This window comes from Devosia pacifica (assembly GCF_014652635.1).
GTDB classification, from domain to species: domain Bacteria; phylum Pseudomonadota; class Alphaproteobacteria; order Rhizobiales; family Devosiaceae; genus Devosia; species Devosia pacifica.
The window spans coordinates 982562-998682 of record NZ_BMZE01000002.1; the positions used below are offsets into that span (position 1 = coordinate 982562).

Sequence of the window (16121 nt, forward strand, 5' to 3'; positions counted from 1 at the left end):
GTCCAAGGGTTCCTGCGCAATGCTAATCAGCGCAGGGTTAGCCGGCCCCTAAGTCGAGGCGGAAACGCGTAGACGATGGGAACCACGTTAATATTCGTGGGCCAGGTGGTAGTGACGGATCGCGCAGGTCTGTATCCCCTTATCGGATTGGGGGTGCAGTGAGCCGGTTCCTGGAAATAGCTCCACCATTATTGACCGTACCCGAAACCGACACAGGTGGACTGGTAGAGTATACCAAGGCGCTTGAGAGAACGATGCTGAAGGAACTCGGCAAATTGCACGCGTAACTTCGGGATAAGCGTGACCTGCATCGAGGCAACTCGGTGTAGGTGGCACAAAAGAGGGGGTGGCGACTGTTTATCAAAAACACAGGGCTCTGCGAAGTCGCAAGACGACGTATAGGGTCTGACGCCTGCCCGGTGCCGGAAGGTTAATAGGAGGTGTGCAAGCACTGAATTGAAGCCCCGGTAAACGGCGGCCGTAACTATAACGGTCCTAAGGTAGCGAAATTCCTTGTCGGGTAAGTTCCGACCTGCACGAATGGCGTAACGACTTCCCCACTGTCTCCAGCATCGACTCAGTGAAATTGAATTCCCCGTGAAGATGCGGGGTTCCCGCGGTCAGACGGAAAGACCCCATGAACCTTTACTATAGCTTTACGCTGGCACTTGTGTCGGCATGTGCAGGATAGGTGGTAGGCTTTGAAGCCGGGGCGCTAGCTCTGGTGGAGCCGCAAGATGAGATACCACCCTTATCGTCATAGGTGTCTAACCGCGGTGTAACAGCACCCGGGACAGCGTATGGTGGGTAGTTTGACTGGGGCGGTCGCCTCCCAAAGAGTAACGGAGGCGCGCGATGGTGGGCTCAGAACGGTCGGAAATCGTTCGACGAGTGCAATGGCATAAGCCTGCCTGACTGCGAGACTGACAAGTCGAGCAGAGACGAAAGTCGGTCATAGTGATCCGGTGGTCCCGTGTGGAAGGGCCATCGCTCAACGGATAAAAGGTACTCTGGGGATAACAGGCTGATGATGCCCAAGAGTCCATATCGACGGCATCGTTTGGCACCTCGATGTCGGCTCATCACATCCTGGGGCTGGAGCAGGTCCCAAGGGTATGGCTGTTCGCCATTTAAAGTGGTACGTGAGCTGGGTTCAGAACGTCGTGAGACAGTTCGGTCCCTATCTGCCGTGGGTGTTGGAATATTGAGAGGAGCTGTCCCTAGTACGAGAGGACCGGGATGGACGAACCTCTGGTGGACCTGTTGTGGCGCCAGCCGCATTGCAGGGTAGCTAAGTTCGGACGGGATAACTGCTGAAAGCATCTAAGCAGGAAGCCTCCCTCAAAACCAGTATTCCCTTGAGAGCCGTGGAAGACCACCACGTTGATAGGCCGGGTGTGGAAGCGCAGCAATGTGTGAAGCTTACCGGTACTAATAGCTCGATTGGCTTGATCGTTCTCATTAGTCTATGCCCGTATGGCATATACAAAACGATCGGCTCAGATCCCAAAACGAACATGCTCAGCATGAAATACCCAAAGCAAAACCAGAAAAATCACGTTGATTGTCCTTCGCCGACCTGGTGGTTATCGCGAAGTGCCCAGAACCCGATCCCATCCCGAACTCGACCGTTAAACACTTCAGCGCCAATGGTACTCCGTCTCAAGACGCGGGAGAGTAGGTCGCCGCCAGGTCCGCAAAGGACAATCAAGCTCTTTACACCGTCATTCCAAAAGCCCCTCGCTCAAAAAGCGAGGGGCTTTTGTGCGTCTCAAACCACCAAGACGAAAGCCCGAAAAGCGAAGGAGACCGCGGCGGCGTCCCACGCAGTTGTGATCCTAAACACGACCCAAGCGCGGCACCGCCTTAAACGCTTCTTAATCACGCTGCATGATTTTGGATGCCAGTCTTCCGCGTTCACCAAAGCGGCACCATTTGCGGAAAGACACGTCTATCAGCCCAATATCCGAGGCTTACATGTTCATGCGTCTTGCCAGAGTTGTTCGGTCTTTCACCTCACACCTGCCCACCCTTGCGGTAGCAGCGAGTGTCAGTATTGCCAGCATAACCTCCCCCCTCGCCAGCACCTCGAGTTTCGTTGCCGGGCTGTGGCCGGAGGCTCAGGCCATGGGTGTTTCGCGCCAGGCGTTCGAAGCGTCTTTTGCAGGCTATTCGCCAAACCCCAAGGTCATGGAGCTTACCCGTAAGCAGCCCGAGTTCTCCCAGACCGTTGCTGACTACATCAACAAACGTGTGACGGGTTCGCAGGTCGGGCGGGGCCAGCGGATGCGGTCAGAGTGGGCGCAGACGCTTGCCGGCGTCGAGGAGCGCTATGGCGTGCAGGCGGAAGTGGTTCTTGCCATTTGGGGCATGGAGACGAATTTCGGCAGTTTCATGGGTGGCAACAACACCATCTATGCTCTCGCGACTCTGACACAGAATGGCTATCGCGAAAGTTTCTTCCGTAAGGAGTTGCTGACCGCATTGCGGATTGTCTCTGATGGCCACATTCAACCGAGCCAGATGACCGGCTCCTGGGCCGGGGCCATGGGGCATACACAGTTTATGCCCTCGAGCTTCATGCAGTATGCGGTCGACTACAGCGGTGATGGTACGCGGGACATCTGGAACTCGATTCCGGATGCATTGGCCTCGACTGCCAACTATTTGCGTGCCCATGGCTGGCAGGCCGGGGAGACCTGGGGCTATGAGATCACCGTGCCCAACGGCTTCAACTTCGAGCAGGCTGAGCAAGCGGGTAAGTTGTCTCTGGCACAATGGCAGGCTCTTGGCGTAGGGCGAACCAACGGGCGCGCCTTCCCGCGGGCTGGTGATACTGCAGAATTCTACATGCCTGCTGGTGCGACAGGTCCGAAATTCCTGATGCTTCGCAACTTTGATGTCATCAAGCGCTACAACAACTCAAACAGCTACGCGCTCGCCGTCGGGCATCTTGCTGATCGTATCCTTGGTACAGGCGGGTTTGCCACGCCTTGGCCGTCGGGCGACTTCGCTCTCAACAGCAGCCAGAGGGCCGATCTGCAGCGGCTGTTGTCTCGAAATGGATTTGATGCGGGTCCCGTGGATGGCAGGATCGGGCCCAAGACTCGCGCGGCTATCCGGGCTTATCAGCGTCACGTGGGACTTCCTGTGGACGGATATGCCTCGGGCTTGCTGCTGACGCGTCTCAGATAGGTATGAGACGTCATTAACGGTTTGTTAAGCGTCGTGGTTCAGCCTCGATGTGCTTAAGCAGAGGGCCGGCTGGTTGCCTGATCGCAACGCCGGCTCTCGCCCAAGCTCACCATCATTGGCATCCGGACGATGTGATCGCCAGCGCCACAGTGTCGGCGTCTTTGGGCGGCATCCGGCGTAGTCTCGAAGTCCAGCTCCTTTCAGGTATTATGCGCGCCGTCATCACCAGAATTCTGTTGTCTATCGTGCTCGCGTGCTCGTTCGCGGGCACCGAAGCCGCTGCGCTTTCCATGATGGACCCCTTCAATCTACCGGCGGCAATGGATGCCGGTACGGTCAAGGCCGGGGATGGGGTGCCGTTCGCGGACGGCGAGCGCTTCAAGCTCGATGTCTACGCTCCGGAGGCACGGGGGTCAGCGTTGCCGGTGGTGTTCTTCATATACGGTGGTGGCTGGAACCGGGGTGAGCGTGCCGACTATGAGTTCGCCGGGCGTGCCCTCGCTGCGCGTGGGTTTGTTACGGTGATTGCCGATTATCGGCATGTGCCGGAGGTGCGATTTCCGGAGTTTCTCGAAGACAATGCGCGGGCGTTGAAATGGGTCGAGGATAATATCGAGGGCTATGGCGGGGATCCGCGTCGCCTGTTTCTGGCCGGTCACTCCGCCGGCGCCTATAATGCTGTGATGCTGGCTCTCGATCCGTCCTATCTGCGTGAGTTCGGCGTTACCATGCCGATCCTCGCTGTTGCGGCACTGTCCGGGCCCTACGATTTTTATCCGTTCGAATACAACGAGGTGCGCGAGGCTTTTGGACAGGCAGCGCGGCCCGAGGGCACGCAACCGATCAACCTCGTAACGGCCGACGCCCCGCCAATGCTACTGGCAAGTGGCACGACTGACCCCATCGTGCGGGTGCAGAATACCCAGCATCTGGCGGATCGACTGCGCTCTCAGGGCGTGTGGGTGACGACGTCTTATTACGAAGGATATGGGCACATGGAGCCCGTCATTGCGCTTGGTGCCCTGTGGCGTTGGCGCATGCCTGTACTTGATGATGTCGTGCGATTCTTCTCGCAGTTCGGGGCGTTCCCGAGCGGCGTGCCCTACGTCGCGGTAGTGCCGGATCCGCCGCAGGAGCAGATGGAGCCGATGGACGAGATCATTACGCAACTCGACCAGATGTTCGGCCCAATCTCGCGCTGATGCCCATATAGAATCGCTGTAGCTTCTGGCGATGGATCATCTCATTCACGCTGGCGGTAGCGACGCCGAACAACGTGCAGCGCTCGGCGAAATCATTCGCGCACAACCGGTGCTGATGCGTATCCTCAAGGGCATGCGCAGGCTCGATCTGCCGGATCCACTTCTCGTTTCGGGCGCGATCTACAACTGCGTGTGGAATGTGCTGACCGAGCGAGCGCCATTGCACGGCGTGAAAGATGTCGATGTTGCCTATTTCGACGACACCGATCTCAGCTACGATGCGGAAGATCGTGTGATCAGGGCGGCGGCCGAAGAGTTCGGCGACATCCCTTTGCCGATCGAGGTGAGAAACCAGGCCCGCGTCCACCTATGGTTTCCAGACAGGTTCGGCTCACCGTACCCGAAGTTGAATTGTTCGGCCGACATGCTGACGCGCTTTGCTTCGAAGACCCATGCTGTCGGCATGCGGCTTGCGGGGGAGGGCGATGCGCTCGAGATGTTCGCGCCGTTCGGTCTCGATGACATGTTCTCTTTCCGGCTGACGCCCAATTATGCGCTCGACAATCGCGAGACGCATACCGCCAAGGCGGAACGGATCAAGATGCTCTGGCCCGAAGTAACGGTGGTTCCCTGGTAGACAAAACAAAAGGGCCCGATGCGCCATCGGACCCTTGATCATCAGCGGCGATGAAATGCAGATGTTACTCCGCTTCGTCGGCCGCACCGGCATTGAGCAGGCCGTAACGCTCCGGACCGATCTTTTCCAGCAGGTCGAGCTGCGTTTCGAGGAAATCCACGTGGCCTTCTTCGTCGGTCAGCAGTTCCTCGAAGATATTCTTGGTGACGTAGTCGCCGAGCTCTTCGCAAACCTGGCGGCTGGCGGAATACGCCTTCACCGCGTCCAGTTCGCCGGCGAGATCCGCCTCAAGCACTTCCTTGATGGTCTCGCCAATGCGCAACGGCGCCAGGCGCTGCAGGTTCGGGTGGCCCTCAAGGAAGATGATCCGCTCGATGATCTTGTCGGCGTGGTGCATTTCCTCGATCGACTCAGCGCGCTCCTTGGCCGCTAGCTTCTTGTAGCCCCAGTCTTCGAGCAGGCGATAGTGAACCCAATATTGGTTGACAGCGCCGAGTTCGAGAAAGAGCGCTTCGTTAAGCCGCTCGATGATTTGTGCTTCGCCTTTCACGACGACCTCCGATACGATTGCGCTTCAGTGCAGCGAGATGCTCACGCACGTCGATGAGATCGGCGGGCGTCCGGGCTTGCTGCATGTGGTAGTTTTCGGTTGTCCGAACAATAATGTCCACCACATTCGGCACGCAGCCGCTGCACTTGGCCTTTCTTTCGAGCCCGCGATAAACCATTGCGGGAACAACCAATTGCCACGGATCAGCGCGCAGATACTCGAGGATGATTTCCTCGATGTCCCTATCACTGATCATATTGCACTGGCAAACGAGCATGTCGGCAAGACGCACAAATTCGTTGAGATAGCGCGGGCCATACAACTGGCCGCATAGATGAATGTCAATGTCAGATATTGTCGCTGCGCAGTGTGCGCGCAACCCCTAGCCGTAGCTCGGAACGCTCTGAAGCCAGCGTGTGAAATGCTCGAACCGCATTGGGGCGGCCATGTAGAAGCCTTGCCCCTCTTCGCACCCAAGGTCCTGCAAGTATCTGTAAGCGTTCACTGTTTCTACGCCCTCGGCGCAGATGCGAAACCCGAGCGTATGCCCAATGTCGATCATCTGCCTCAGCAGATAGTCGCTGCCGCCCGGACGGCGTATCGAGGACATGAACGTGCGGTCGATCTTAAGGACGTTAGCAGGAAGTTGATCGAGATAAGCAAGGTTCGAGTACCCAGAGCCGAAATCGTCTATGGCCACCGCCATGCCGGCCGCCCTGAGGGTTTCGAGATTGGAGAAGGTGCGCTTCGCGTGGGCCAGTAGCGCCCCTTCGGTGAACTCCAACTCGATCGCAGAGGCGGGCAGGTTCCGGTCGGCGCAATGGCGAAGCAGACGACGGTCAAAACCGGCTTCGGCGGTGCTGACAGGCGAGACGTTGACGGAAATGCGCAAATCGTGGCCGGCGGACCTGAGTTTTACGACGGAGGAGAGGGCGTTCTCGATCACCCAATCGGTCAGGGTTCCGATCAGCGCTGTCTGTTCGATTAACGGGATGAACTCGAGCGGCGAGATCACGCCGAGTTCTGGATGGTCCCAACGCACCAGCGCTTCGGCAGCAACACATGCACCGCTTTCCAGCGCGATACGCGGCTGGAAGTGAAGGTGCAACTGATTGCCGGCCAACGCGAGGGGAAGAGCTGCCAGGATTTGATAGGCCCTGCGATGCGCATCGTCACTGGCAGCACTGTAAAAGGAGATGCCGGTGCCAACCTCTCTTGCGTCATGTGCGGCGGCCATGCCGGCTCGCAGGCATTCCTCTGCACCAACATTCATCCAGTCTGGACACAGTCCCAGCCCTATCGTGGTCTTGAGCGGAATGTCTGCGATATTCAGCGGCGCTTCGAATGCAGCCGCAATGATCTCGGTATGCGGCGGGCGCGCGTTCTGGCCCGTGCCGCAGGGCAGGCACACGGCAAATCCCAGGGGGCTGACATGATAAAGCTGTTCATTGTCTGGCAGTAGCGAGGCAATCAGCCTTGCGGAGTGCTCTATGAACTGTTCGCCAAAGCCATGGCCGAGCGCTCTGAGCATGCGGCCATACTGTTCAGCCTCCATCAGGCTGATCAGCACAAGGCAAGTTGGGCGGCGCGCCGCCCCGGAGACCAAATTTGCAAAATCTGCTGCGAAGTGTTTCCGCGTTGGTAGTCCGGTGAGATGATCGCAGGCGGGTTCGGTCATCGTGAGCGCACGTGACTGGTCGAATCGCATGGTCGGCGTGTTCAGCATCACGGCTTCTCCGGAGGGACGGCGTGCCTGTGCGTTAGTTTGCGCACAAGTCTCCCCCTCTGCAACGCTGCCCCACTGTGAAAGCTGTCGATTAACGCGCAATGAATGCCGGCGACATGAAACCTCCTGCGGCGTCAGGACGTAAGTATTGAAACAAAGCATTCATGTCATGGCCATTTCACCCCTTCACATCTTCAATCGGCTGGTGCCAAAGCATCCGGCTTCCCATCAAGTTGCAAAAGGCATTTCCTTTGAACCGGCCAGCCGGCTGAAGCTCGACCTTTACGCACCGAAGGGGCCGGTCACGCTGCCGAGCATTCTGTTTCTTTATGGCGGTTCCTGGAATGATGGTGAGCGCGGCAATTACCGCTTCGCCGGGCGCGCTTTGGCCTCGCTCGGAGCATTGGTGGCTGTCGCCGACTATCGGTTGCAGCCGGAAGCCGAGTACCCGGTTTTTCTGGAAGACTGTACCGCGGCGTATGGCTGGCTGGCCGAAAATGCCGAAGCCCATGGCGGATCAAAGCGATTGGTTCTCGCCGGGCATTCCGCGGGCGCCTACAACGCGGCAATGGTGGCGATGGATCGTCGCTACCTGCAACACCATGGCCTGCGAGAGCAGCTTGCCGGCGTGGTTGGCCTTTGCGGCCCCTATGATTTCTTTCCGTTCGATGGGGAAATCTCGATGCGGACCTTCGGTGCTGTCCCCGATCCGGAATCGACGCAGCCGATCAACCATGTGAGCGCCGGGCTTCCGCCCTTCTGGCTGGGCGCTGGCCTTGATGATCCGTTAGTGTCGCCGCAGAACAGCCGAACCCTGGCGTCGGCGCTCAGAGCGCTCGATATCGATGTGACCCATCGTGAGTATGAGGGGATGGCTCATGCGGAACCGCTGCTGGCTCTGAGCTGGCCGCTGAACCGATGGCGTCCGGTGCTGGCCGATATCGGCAAGTTCCTGAAATCGCTCGATAGCGGCCATTCTGCTCCAAAAAACACGCAAAAGGCCGCCTAGGCAGGGTCCGTCTCCTTCTTTTCACGCAGACGCGATTGCCGTGACGCGAGAACGGCGGCAGACGCGGCAACCCGGTGGGCTGAAGAAAAGAACTCGCGGTGAATGAGGATGAGGATGGTGGCAATGCAGGTTACGATCGAAAGCCACTCCGCCGCAAACCAGGCCACGGTCGCAACAGAGAAATAATACGCGCGCACACCCGCGTTGAAGTTTTGCGCACCCAGCGAGTTGATCTGCGCGATGGCCTCGACCTCGGCGTCAGAGGGTGGGTATGCGTGATCGATGGCCCCAAGCAGTATGCAGAAATGGTTGAACTGGCGTAGCGCGAGCGTGAAGGCGAAGAAGGCGAGGACGAACATCGCCAGCATCACCACGAGATGCAGCACCACCTCGCCCGAAGAGTAGACCCGATCGATGGCAATCGTATCGAGCGCTGACATCAACGAGGACAGCTGGCCGAAGACGGCTACGACCGCCAACACCAACAGGGCCGCGGTGGACGCCAGAAAGCTGACCGAGCTCATGATGTTGCCAGCCAGAATGGCGTCGAAGGGATTCTCACGTTTGGCAGCGTTCGCGACCCAGCGACGCCTTTCGATGTTCATGATCACCGAAAGCGACGGCCGCTTCCGCTCGATCAGCGGAACGGTCAGGTTGTAAGCGAAGTAGCAGATAAGCGGAAAAACCGAAGCCAGAAGTGTCATTCTAAGCTCGCTTGCTGTTGCGGCGGCACTCAATCCCGAAGAAAACCTGGCGCCACGAAAATCAGATCGGGCGCGGGTGACGGCGATGAATCGCTTCGATCCCGGCAAGAACCTTTTCGGACAGCTTCACATTGACTGCCGCGAGGCAGGTCTCAAGTTGTTCGAGGCTTGTGGCACCGATGATGACCGATGTCATAAAAGGCCGTGTGAGGCAGAATGCCAAGGCCATCTGCGCCGGATCAAGTCCGTGCTGACGTGCGAGGGCGACGTATTCATCGACCACCGCCAGTGAGTGCTCGTTCAACCGCCACATGCCCTTCTGGTATTCCGCTCGGCTGCCCGCTGGTATCTTGCCACCTGCGTATTTGCCGGTGAGAAGGCCGGCCGCCAGCGGGGAGTAGGCCAACAGGCCCACGTCCTCATGGTGACTGAGTTCGGCAAGGTCGAGGTCAAAATGCCGCCTGATCAGGCTGTATTCGTTCTGAACAGAGGCCACGCGCGGCAATCCCCGGTCTTCGGAAAGTCGAAGGTATTGCGCTATGCCCCAGGTTGTCTCGTTCGACAGGCCGAAGTGCACGATCTTGCCTTCATCGATCATGTCCTGCATGCCCTCGAGAATATCGAGCATGTTGGCCATGACGTCGTCGCGGTCCTGCGTGTGCGGTGCATAGGTCCAGCTGTTCTGGAAGCTGTAGCTGCCGCGAGGCGCCCAGTGCACCTGGTAGAGATCGATGCGATCCGTCTTGAGGCGTTTGAGGCTGGCTTCGACAGCCTGCCGGATAGATTGACGGTCCGGGCGGCGGCCATCGCGCAAGAAGGCGTTGCCGCCGCCGCCGATCTTCGATGCGAGGATGAAATCGTCGCGCCGCCCAGTCTTTGCGAACCAGTTGCCGATGATTTCCTCGGTTCGCCCCGAAGTCTCAGGGCTGCCAGGAACGGCATAGAGTTCGGCCGTATCCATGAAATTGATGCCCGCGTCCGCGGCACGGTCGATCTGTGCGTGGCCCTCTGCTTCGGTGTTCTGACTGCCCCAGGTCATTGTGCCGAGGCATAGTTCGGTGACCATCAGGCCGGTTCGGCCGAGCGGCTTATTGTTCATCGCAATTCGTCTCCGCGTGAGTTTCCAGACATTCAGGCTGCCGGCACACTACCCGCGGTGGCAGAAATTGGAATGGCCGAACAAGCCTTTGTGGGGCTTTGCAAGGAACGCAAAGAAGGAATGTCGAAAAACTGTCATGTCGTTCGGAATTGGGGTTGAGCTTGCAAGGGCTTGCCCCTATATAGCCGTCACAGCGCGGCGACGCGCACCGCCAAATCGGCGGTTCATTGGCGCGGGGTGGAGCAGCCCGGTAGCTCGTCAGGCTCATAACCTGAAGGTCGCAGGTTCAAATCCTGCCCCCGCAACCACTGATACCAACACTCCCGAGGAAGTCCCTCCGGGAGTGTTCGTTTTTGAAGCCTTTCCAAGGGCTTGCCGCTCCGTCCACGCCAGGATCTGTCCAAGTTCGCCGTAAAGCGTGGCATCGATCTCGCCGCGTTTCTGGCCTGGCGTGAGGACGATCTTCTCGATCAGCATCCGCAGGGCCTCGGCCGCTTCCTGGCGCACTGCGGGGCGATTCAGGGCCTGTGTGAGCTTTGCGACCTTCTTCGCGTAGATTGTTGAGGCCGTCGGTAACAGGTCTGGCTTGTTCTCCGGTGCGTCGGCGAGCAGGGCGGCCAGCTCGGCCTTGCGGGCTTCCAGCTTTGTCATCTTCTCTTTCATCGACGGATGGTACATGCCGTCGGCAATGGCCTCGACGATCTGGGCGATCTGCTTCTCGATCTTAGCCAGTTCCACCTGCCAGGCGTCGCCGTTCGAGCGACGCTCGCGGTTCAGCCGGTTCGTCTCTTCGGCATAGGCGCGCATCGCTTCCGCTGCGATTTCGGGCGCCATCATGCGGTCCTTGAGTCCGGAGAGCACGCGTTCTTCCAGTTCTTCCTGTCGGATGGTGCGGCTGTTGGAGCAGGTGCCTTTGCTGATGTGGTTGGAGCAGGCGAACCGACCCGCGCCGCGCAGCGAATAGGGACCGCCACAGGAGCCGCAGTAGACCAGGCCGGATAGAAGAGACTGAGGCCGACGCTTGCCATTGAGCTGGTTTTTCTTGTGATGCTGGCGGACAGCTTCGGTGACGTTCGCGTATTTGTCGGCGATCACCGCCTGCCGATCGCGCACCGCTTGCCAAAGGGCATCATCGACAATCCGCAGCTCGGGCACCTCGCGGATCAACCATTCGCTCTCCGGGTTGAGGCGCGAGACGCGCCTGCCGGTCGACGGGTCCTTGATGTAGCGCAGCCGGTTCCAGATCAGGCGGCCGATATAGAGCTCGTTATTTATGAGACCCGTTCCGCGTTTCACATGGCCACGGATCGTGGTGTCTCCCCACGGCTTGCCGTTAGGTCCCGGAATACCCTCTTCGTTCAGTCTGCGTGCGATCGTTCGCGGACCGATTCCTGATGCGAATTCGCGGAAGACGCGACGGATGATATTCGCCTCAGCCTCGTCGATCTCCCGGCCGCCTCGGATCGGCTCTCCTCGGGCATCGAGTTGCTTGACGACCTTGTAGCCATAGCAGAGCCCGCCACCGGACTTGCCTTCCTCCACGCGACCACGAAGGCCTCGATGTGTCTTGGCGGCGAGATCCTGGAGGAACAACGCATTCATCGTTCCCTTCAGGCCGACATGCAACTCGCTGATCTCGCCTTCAGCCAGCGTTACGATCGGTACGCCGGCGAACTTCAGATGCTTGAAGAAAGTCGCGACATCGGCCTGGTCGCGGGAGATGCGATCCAGAGCTTCGGCCAGCACCATGTCGAACTGCCCGGCCTGGGCGTCCTGCAGCAGTGACTGGATGCCGGGACGCAAGATCATGCTCGCACCGGAGATGCCGGCATCCTTGTAGGTGCCGACGATCTTCCATTTCTCGCGCTTCGCCTGCTCGCGGCAGATACGGAACTGGTCCTCGATTGAGGCCTCCCGCTGATTGTCTGAAGAGTAGCGGGCGTAGAGCGCGACACGCATCATGCAGAACCTCCCGTTACGCAACCTTGTCGAAGCGGCTCGGCTGGATCAGCACCTCGGCGGAAATCCCGAGTTGTTCATGCAAATGCCGGATCATGTCGATCGACAGACCGCGTTTGCGGTTGAGAACGTCGGCCACCCGGTTGCGGGGACCGATCATTGGTTCGAGGTCCTTGCGGGTGAGCCCCTGCTGCTCCATCCGAAACCGGATCGCCTCGATTGGATCGGGCGGATCCATCGGATAGTGCTTCGCTTCATAGACCTCGATCAGCGTAGCGAGCACGTCAAGGCGGTCCCCTTCCGGTGTACCGCTCTTGGCACCCCAAAGGCGTTCCACCTCTTCGAGTGCTGCATCGTAGTCCGCTTCGGAGCGGATAGGTCTTAGCTCAGTCGCCATGTCTCACCTCAGCTACGTCTATCCTGTCATATGCCTTGTGGGTGCCGATCCACTTGATCCAGACGATGCCCTTCTCGAAGTCGACGGCCACCACCAAGCGGTAGTCGTTGCCCTTGATGTTGAAGACAATCCGCTCGGCGTTGACGATGCTGGCCGTGGCGTAGTGTCTCTTAACATCGGCGGAACTCGCCCACTCTGCCTTACTGACTTCATCGAGCCACGCATCGAGCGCGGCCTTCACGGCCGGCTGATTCTTTTGCCCCGCGAGGCTTTCGACGAACTCCCGTAACTTGCGGCGGGCAATGATCCTCATTTGAGTCTCAATGTAGCACGGGACCATTATGGTCTCAAGGTCAAATATCGAAGCCCCGGCGGCGATCCTGCCACCGGGGCAACATGCCTGTATGTGATGCAGCCTACGTAGGTTTGCTGCTCTTTTGTCGAATAAGCTTTCGTTCCCGAGATTCTTGTCGTTCGAATTGCTCGCGCGCAATCTGGCGACCGATCAGGCGCGCCAGACGAAGCACAGGTTCGTCCGAACCAAGGTGCGCGTCGACAGACCCCACTTTACCTGTGGAGTTGAGGCCTTTCTGAACCTTCCTTTCTCGATAGGCTGCCATCTCTCTCAGAATCCCGCCGACAATCGACGGGTTGATGAGAGAGCTTTCAATCAGCGATGAAAAGTCTCACTGGAACGAGGCGAAACAACCGGCGACTGTAGCGTGCAAATCGGCGGGGTGAGGATTGCTTGTCATATCGAAGAGGGCCGTTGGCGCCCAACACTACGGGATTGAGGTTCGAACGGATAATTGCCACCCGGCGTAAGGAAACCCCGCCGGCTACGTCAATACTCCTGACACGGGTGAGGATCATGTCCTCGCAGTGCATCTCTGCTCGTTTCTAAAAGGAGAAACAGGATGAAGACGATCTACTTAATCCTCTCGGTATCAGCCATTGCGCTCGCCTCCGCCACCGCCCAGGCCGCTCAACACGGGCAGGAAGAGCCCGGTGGAATGATGCAGCAGCATGGTGGCCCGACCACCGGCCTGATGGGTCAAAGCGGCATGAATAGTCAGGGCGGTATGGGCCACGGCATGGTGCTCAAGATGATGATGGCAATGATGGATACTGACGGCGACAGCGTACTCTCACTTGAAGAGTTTCAGGCTGTACACGCCCGAATGTTCGGACTGATCGACGCCGATGGGGACGGAGCGCTTACTCTTGAGGAGATCCAGTCCTTCATGCAGGACGGCAAAATGCCTGCCGGAGGAGCTCACTAGGCCGCCGCTCCGAGAGATGCTGGACTGCGGCAGGCTAGGCAGCCAGACCATCCCTGGTCCTGCCTCAGCAGGATTAGTTTCGGTTCCGGTCGCAAATGAGCTTCGCCCTCCAGGCGAAGAGTTGTAGGCCTATGTCAGCATTGCCCACAACCTTACCAAAATAGGGGACTGGCGGCGCGGAAAGTGCGCAGCCACCCCGCCGCGTGATTCTGGGACAGTGCGGCCGTGCCGATTGAAACGATGTCGGCAGATCACACATCCGACTAGCCCTGACACTCTCACTCCGCCTTCGGCGACTCGGCGTCCGCCGACCAATGCAGATTGGCCGGGAGCTCAAATTGTGTGCGATCGAAAAGCCGAGAGCGCCTCGCCTAATTGTCCTCTCAAGGGGAATCTCCAGTTTCTAGCTCGTTATGCGCCGTCGTCGACCTTTCTTCCAAGAAACAGCGTCCCCGCTGTGCCATCCAGGATTTTTGCCGCATCGGCCAGAAGTCCAATCCCTGCCACCGCTCCACCAGCCTGCACAAAGCGGCTGGCGGCCTCGACCTTCGGGCCCATCGAGCCGACGGGCAAGTCAAGCAGTTCGGTTTCGTCAGGGGAGATGGCCTGCACGGGTGAGGCTTGCGGCGTACCCCACTGGCGATAGACAGCATCAACGTCGGTCAGCAGCAACAACGCATCTGCTTTGAGCTGTTCGGCCAACAGTCCGCTCGCCCGGTCCTTGTCTATGACGGCTTCGACACCCACCAGAGAGCCATCCTCGAGCTTAACTACAGGAATGCCTCCGCCGCCGGCGCAAATCACAATCACTTCGCGTTCGACCAAAAGCTTTATGACGCGCATGTCCGGTATTTCCAGTGGCAAAGGCGAGGACACGATCCGCCGCCAGCCTGTCCCGTCAGGCGCAATCCGCCAGCCACGTGCTGCGGCCAGCCGGCGAGCTTCCTTCTCCTCATAAGTTGGACCAACCGGCTTGGTGGGGTTGGCGAAGGCCGTATCTTTCGAGTCTACGACTACCTGTGTTAGTAGCGTCACAACTGGGACTGCATGGTCGAGCGCATTCTCCAACTCTTGCTCGATGAGGTAGCCGACCATCCCCTCCGTCTCAGCGCCCAGAACATCGAGAGGGTAGGCTTCGTCAGGCCTGTATGCTGCACCTTGCAATGCGAGCAGACCGATCTGCGGCCCGTTGCCGTGTGTGACGACGAGACGATGGCCCGCACGAACCATCTCAGCGAGCGAGGCAGCCGCGCGTCTGACGTTGTCGCGCTGTGTCTCGGCGGTCATCGGCTCGCCACGCTGCAGAAGCGCATTGCCGCCCAAGGCTACGACGACTAGCATCTCAGTTACCGATCGTGGCAACGAGCACCGCCTTGATAGTGTGCATGCGGTTCTCAGCTTGGTCGAAGACGATCGACGCCGAGCTCTCGAACACCTCGTCGGTCACTTCCATTGCGTCAAGTCCGAACTTTTCGGCAATTTCGGCTCCAACGCTGGTTGCGGTGTCATGGAAGGCGGGAAGGCAATGCATGAACTTGGTGCAAGGATTGCCGGTCTTGCTCATCAAGTCCGCATTGACCTGATAGGGCATCAAAAGCTTGATGCGTTCGGCCCATTTTTCTGCCGGCTCTCCCATCGAGAGCCAGACGTCGGTGTAGACGAAATCCACACCGTCGACAGCGCGTTTGACGTCGTCGGTAATCATCACGCGTGCCCCGGTTTGCCCAGATATCATTTCGGCTTCCTCGCGGATCGCATCCGCGGGCCAACAGGCCTTTGGCGCACACAGCCGCACATCCATTCCCATCTTGGCGCCGCCAATAAGAAGGCTATCGCCCATGTTGTTGCCGGCATCGCCGACGAAGACGTAGGAGATTTCATTCAACGTCTTATCCGAGTGCTCTTTCATAGTGAGGAGGTCGGCCAGAATTTGGGTGGGATGGAACTCGTCTGTGAGGCCGTTATAAACAGGTACGCCAGCATAGGCTGCGAGTTCTTCCACGATCGTCTGCCCGAAGCCGCGATACTCTATCGCATCATAGACACGGCCGAGCACCCGCGCGGTATCCTTCACGTTCTCCTTGTGTCCAAGATGGCTTCCTGACGGGCCGAGATAGGTGACGGTCGCACCCTGGTCGTGCGCCGCGACCTCGAAACCAACCCGAGTACGGGTGGAGTCCTTTTCAAATATTAGAGCGATCTCCTTGCCCCTTAGTCGCGGCTGCTCGTAGCCGGCATACTTTGCTGCCTTGAGATCGGCAGCGAGTTTCAGGAGAAAGGCGATCTCGCGGGCATCGAAATCGCGCAGGGTCAGAAAGCTGCGGTTCTTCAAATTGAACGACATTGGTTCTTCTTTCTAT

At 58.7% G+C, this 16121-nt stretch carries 16 protein-coding genes, 1 tRNA gene, 2 rRNA genes and 1 pseudogene (1 of these 20 cut by a window edge); 10 read left to right on the forward strand and 10 right to left on the reverse strand.

Features of this window, described 5'->3' with window-relative positions:
* The 5 genes from IE127_RS11910 to IE127_RS11930 form a co-directional block, all read left to right on the forward strand.
* Positions 1-1456, forward strand: a 23S ribosomal RNA gene (locus tag IE127_RS11910) (it extends 1265 nt beyond the left edge of the window).
* A gap of 122 nt (positions 1457-1578) precedes the next feature.
* Positions 1579-1694: ribosomal RNA gene (rrf, locus tag IE127_RS11915) — 5S ribosomal RNA — on the forward strand.
* Between the two features lie 283 nt (positions 1695-1977).
* Positions 1978-3195: a lytic murein transglycosylase gene (locus IE127_RS11920; RefSeq protein WP_189425879.1), complete on the forward strand. Its 1218-nt coding sequence runs from the start codon at positions 1978-1980 to the stop codon at positions 3193-3195.
* 47 nt (positions 3196-3242) lie between these two features.
* Positions 3243-4397, forward strand: a complete 1155-nt coding sequence (locus IE127_RS11925) for an alpha/beta hydrolase (protein ID WP_244640141.1) — start codon at positions 3243-3245, stop codon at positions 4395-4397.
* A 31-nt stretch (positions 4398-4428) separates the two neighbouring features.
* Positions 4429-5034 (forward strand): nucleotidyltransferase family protein, encoded by a 606-nt coding sequence (locus IE127_RS11930; protein ID WP_189425880.1) that lies wholly within the window; start codon positions 4429-4431, stop codon positions 5032-5034.
* Positions 5035-5098: 64 nt separating this feature from the next.
* Here IE127_RS11930 and bfr read toward each other — a convergent pair whose 3' ends face one another.
* From bfr to IE127_RS11945, 3 genes are all read right to left on the reverse strand, one after another.
* A complete protein-coding gene (gene bfr, locus IE127_RS11935; protein WP_189425881.1) occupies positions 5099-5584 on the reverse strand; it encodes a bacterioferritin in 486 nt (161 codons plus the stop codon).
* Positions 5550-5876 (reverse strand): (2Fe-2S)-binding protein, encoded by a 327-nt coding sequence (locus tag IE127_RS11940; protein WP_244640143.1) that lies wholly within the window; start codon positions 5874-5876, stop codon positions 5550-5552. The genes bfr and IE127_RS11940 overlap by 35 nt, the downstream gene beginning before the upstream one ends.
* 90 nt (positions 5877-5966) lie before the next feature.
* Positions 5967-7310 carry a bifunctional diguanylate cyclase/phosphodiesterase gene (locus IE127_RS11945; RefSeq protein ID WP_189425882.1) on the reverse strand — a complete coding sequence of 448 codons (1344 nt, stop codon included), beginning with the start codon at positions 7308-7310 and terminating at the stop codon, positions 5967-5969.
* A gap of 169 nt (positions 7311-7479) precedes the next feature.
* Between IE127_RS11945 and IE127_RS11950 the strand changes: the two genes are divergently transcribed.
* Complete coding sequence (locus tag IE127_RS11950) at positions 7480-8319, forward strand: alpha/beta hydrolase (protein ID WP_189425883.1); 840 nt, start codon at positions 7480-7482, stop codon at positions 8317-8319.
* Here IE127_RS11950 and IE127_RS11955 read toward each other — a convergent pair.
* Together IE127_RS11955 and IE127_RS11960 are read right to left on the reverse strand one after the other, a co-directional pair.
* Positions 8316-9023, reverse strand: a complete 708-nt coding sequence (locus IE127_RS11955; RefSeq protein WP_189425884.1) for a DUF599 domain-containing protein — start codon at positions 9021-9023, stop codon at positions 8316-8318. The two genes, IE127_RS11950 and IE127_RS11955, sit on opposite strands and share 4 nt — an antisense overlap.
* 61 nt (positions 9024-9084) lie before the next feature.
* A complete protein-coding gene (locus IE127_RS11960; RefSeq protein ID WP_189425885.1) occupies positions 9085-10122 on the reverse strand; it encodes an aldo/keto reductase in 1038 nt (345 codons plus the stop codon).
* A 231-nt stretch (positions 10123-10353) separates the two neighbouring features.
* On the opposite strand from IE127_RS11960, the gene IE127_RS11965 reads away from it, so the two are divergent.
* The 3 genes from IE127_RS11965 (at position 10354) to IE127_RS19850 (ending at position 11124) form a co-directional block, all read left to right on the forward strand.
* Positions 10354-10430 (forward strand) — tRNA-Met (locus IE127_RS11965).
* A 64-nt stretch (positions 10431-10494) separates the two neighbouring features.
* Positions 10495-10686, forward strand: a complete 192-nt coding sequence (locus IE127_RS19845; protein ID WP_044411751.1) for a hypothetical protein — start codon at positions 10495-10497, stop codon at positions 10684-10686.
* Positions 10687-10791: 105 nt separating this feature from the next.
* On the forward strand, positions 10792-11124 hold the full coding sequence (locus tag IE127_RS19850) for a hypothetical protein (protein ID WP_308430299.1): 333 nt from the start codon (positions 10792-10794) through the stop codon (positions 11122-11124).
* Here IE127_RS19850 and IE127_RS19855 read toward each other — a convergent pair.
* The 3 genes and pseudogenes from IE127_RS19855 to IE127_RS11980 all read right to left on the reverse strand — a co-directional run.
* Positions 11029-12084 (reverse strand): annotated as a pseudogene (locus IE127_RS19855) (recombinase family protein); the annotation flags it as partial. The gene IE127_RS19850 and the pseudogene IE127_RS19855 sit on opposite strands and share 96 nt — an antisense overlap.
* Before the next feature lie 13 nt (positions 12085-12097).
* Positions 12098-12478: a helix-turn-helix domain-containing protein gene (locus IE127_RS11975; protein WP_044411743.1), complete on the reverse strand. Its 381-nt coding sequence runs from the start codon at positions 12476-12478 to the stop codon at positions 12098-12100.
* Positions 12468-12791, reverse strand: a complete 324-nt coding sequence (locus tag IE127_RS11980) for a type II toxin-antitoxin system HigB family toxin (protein WP_189425886.1) — start codon at positions 12789-12791, stop codon at positions 12468-12470. Before IE127_RS11980 ends, IE127_RS11975 begins: the two co-directional genes overlap by 11 nt.
* 604 nt (positions 12792-13395) lie before the next feature.
* Here IE127_RS11980 and IE127_RS11985 point away from each other — a divergent pair.
* Positions 13396-13761: an EF-hand domain-containing protein gene (locus IE127_RS11985; RefSeq protein ID WP_189425887.1), complete on the forward strand. Its 366-nt coding sequence runs from the start codon at positions 13396-13398 to the stop codon at positions 13759-13761.
* A gap of 411 nt (positions 13762-14172) precedes the next feature.
* Here IE127_RS11985 and arcC read toward each other — a convergent pair whose 3' ends face one another.
* Both arcC and argF read right to left on the reverse strand, forming a co-directional pair.
* Positions 14173-15102, reverse strand: coding sequence for a carbamate kinase (gene arcC / locus IE127_RS11990; RefSeq protein WP_189425888.1), 930 nt, complete (start codon positions 15100-15102; stop codon positions 14173-14175).
* A 1-nt stretch (position 15103) separates the two neighbouring features.
* A complete protein-coding gene (gene argF, locus IE127_RS11995) occupies positions 15104-16105 on the reverse strand; it encodes an ornithine carbamoyltransferase (RefSeq protein WP_189425889.1) in 1002 nt (333 codons plus the stop codon).
* Positions 16106-16121 lie beyond the last annotated feature (16 nt).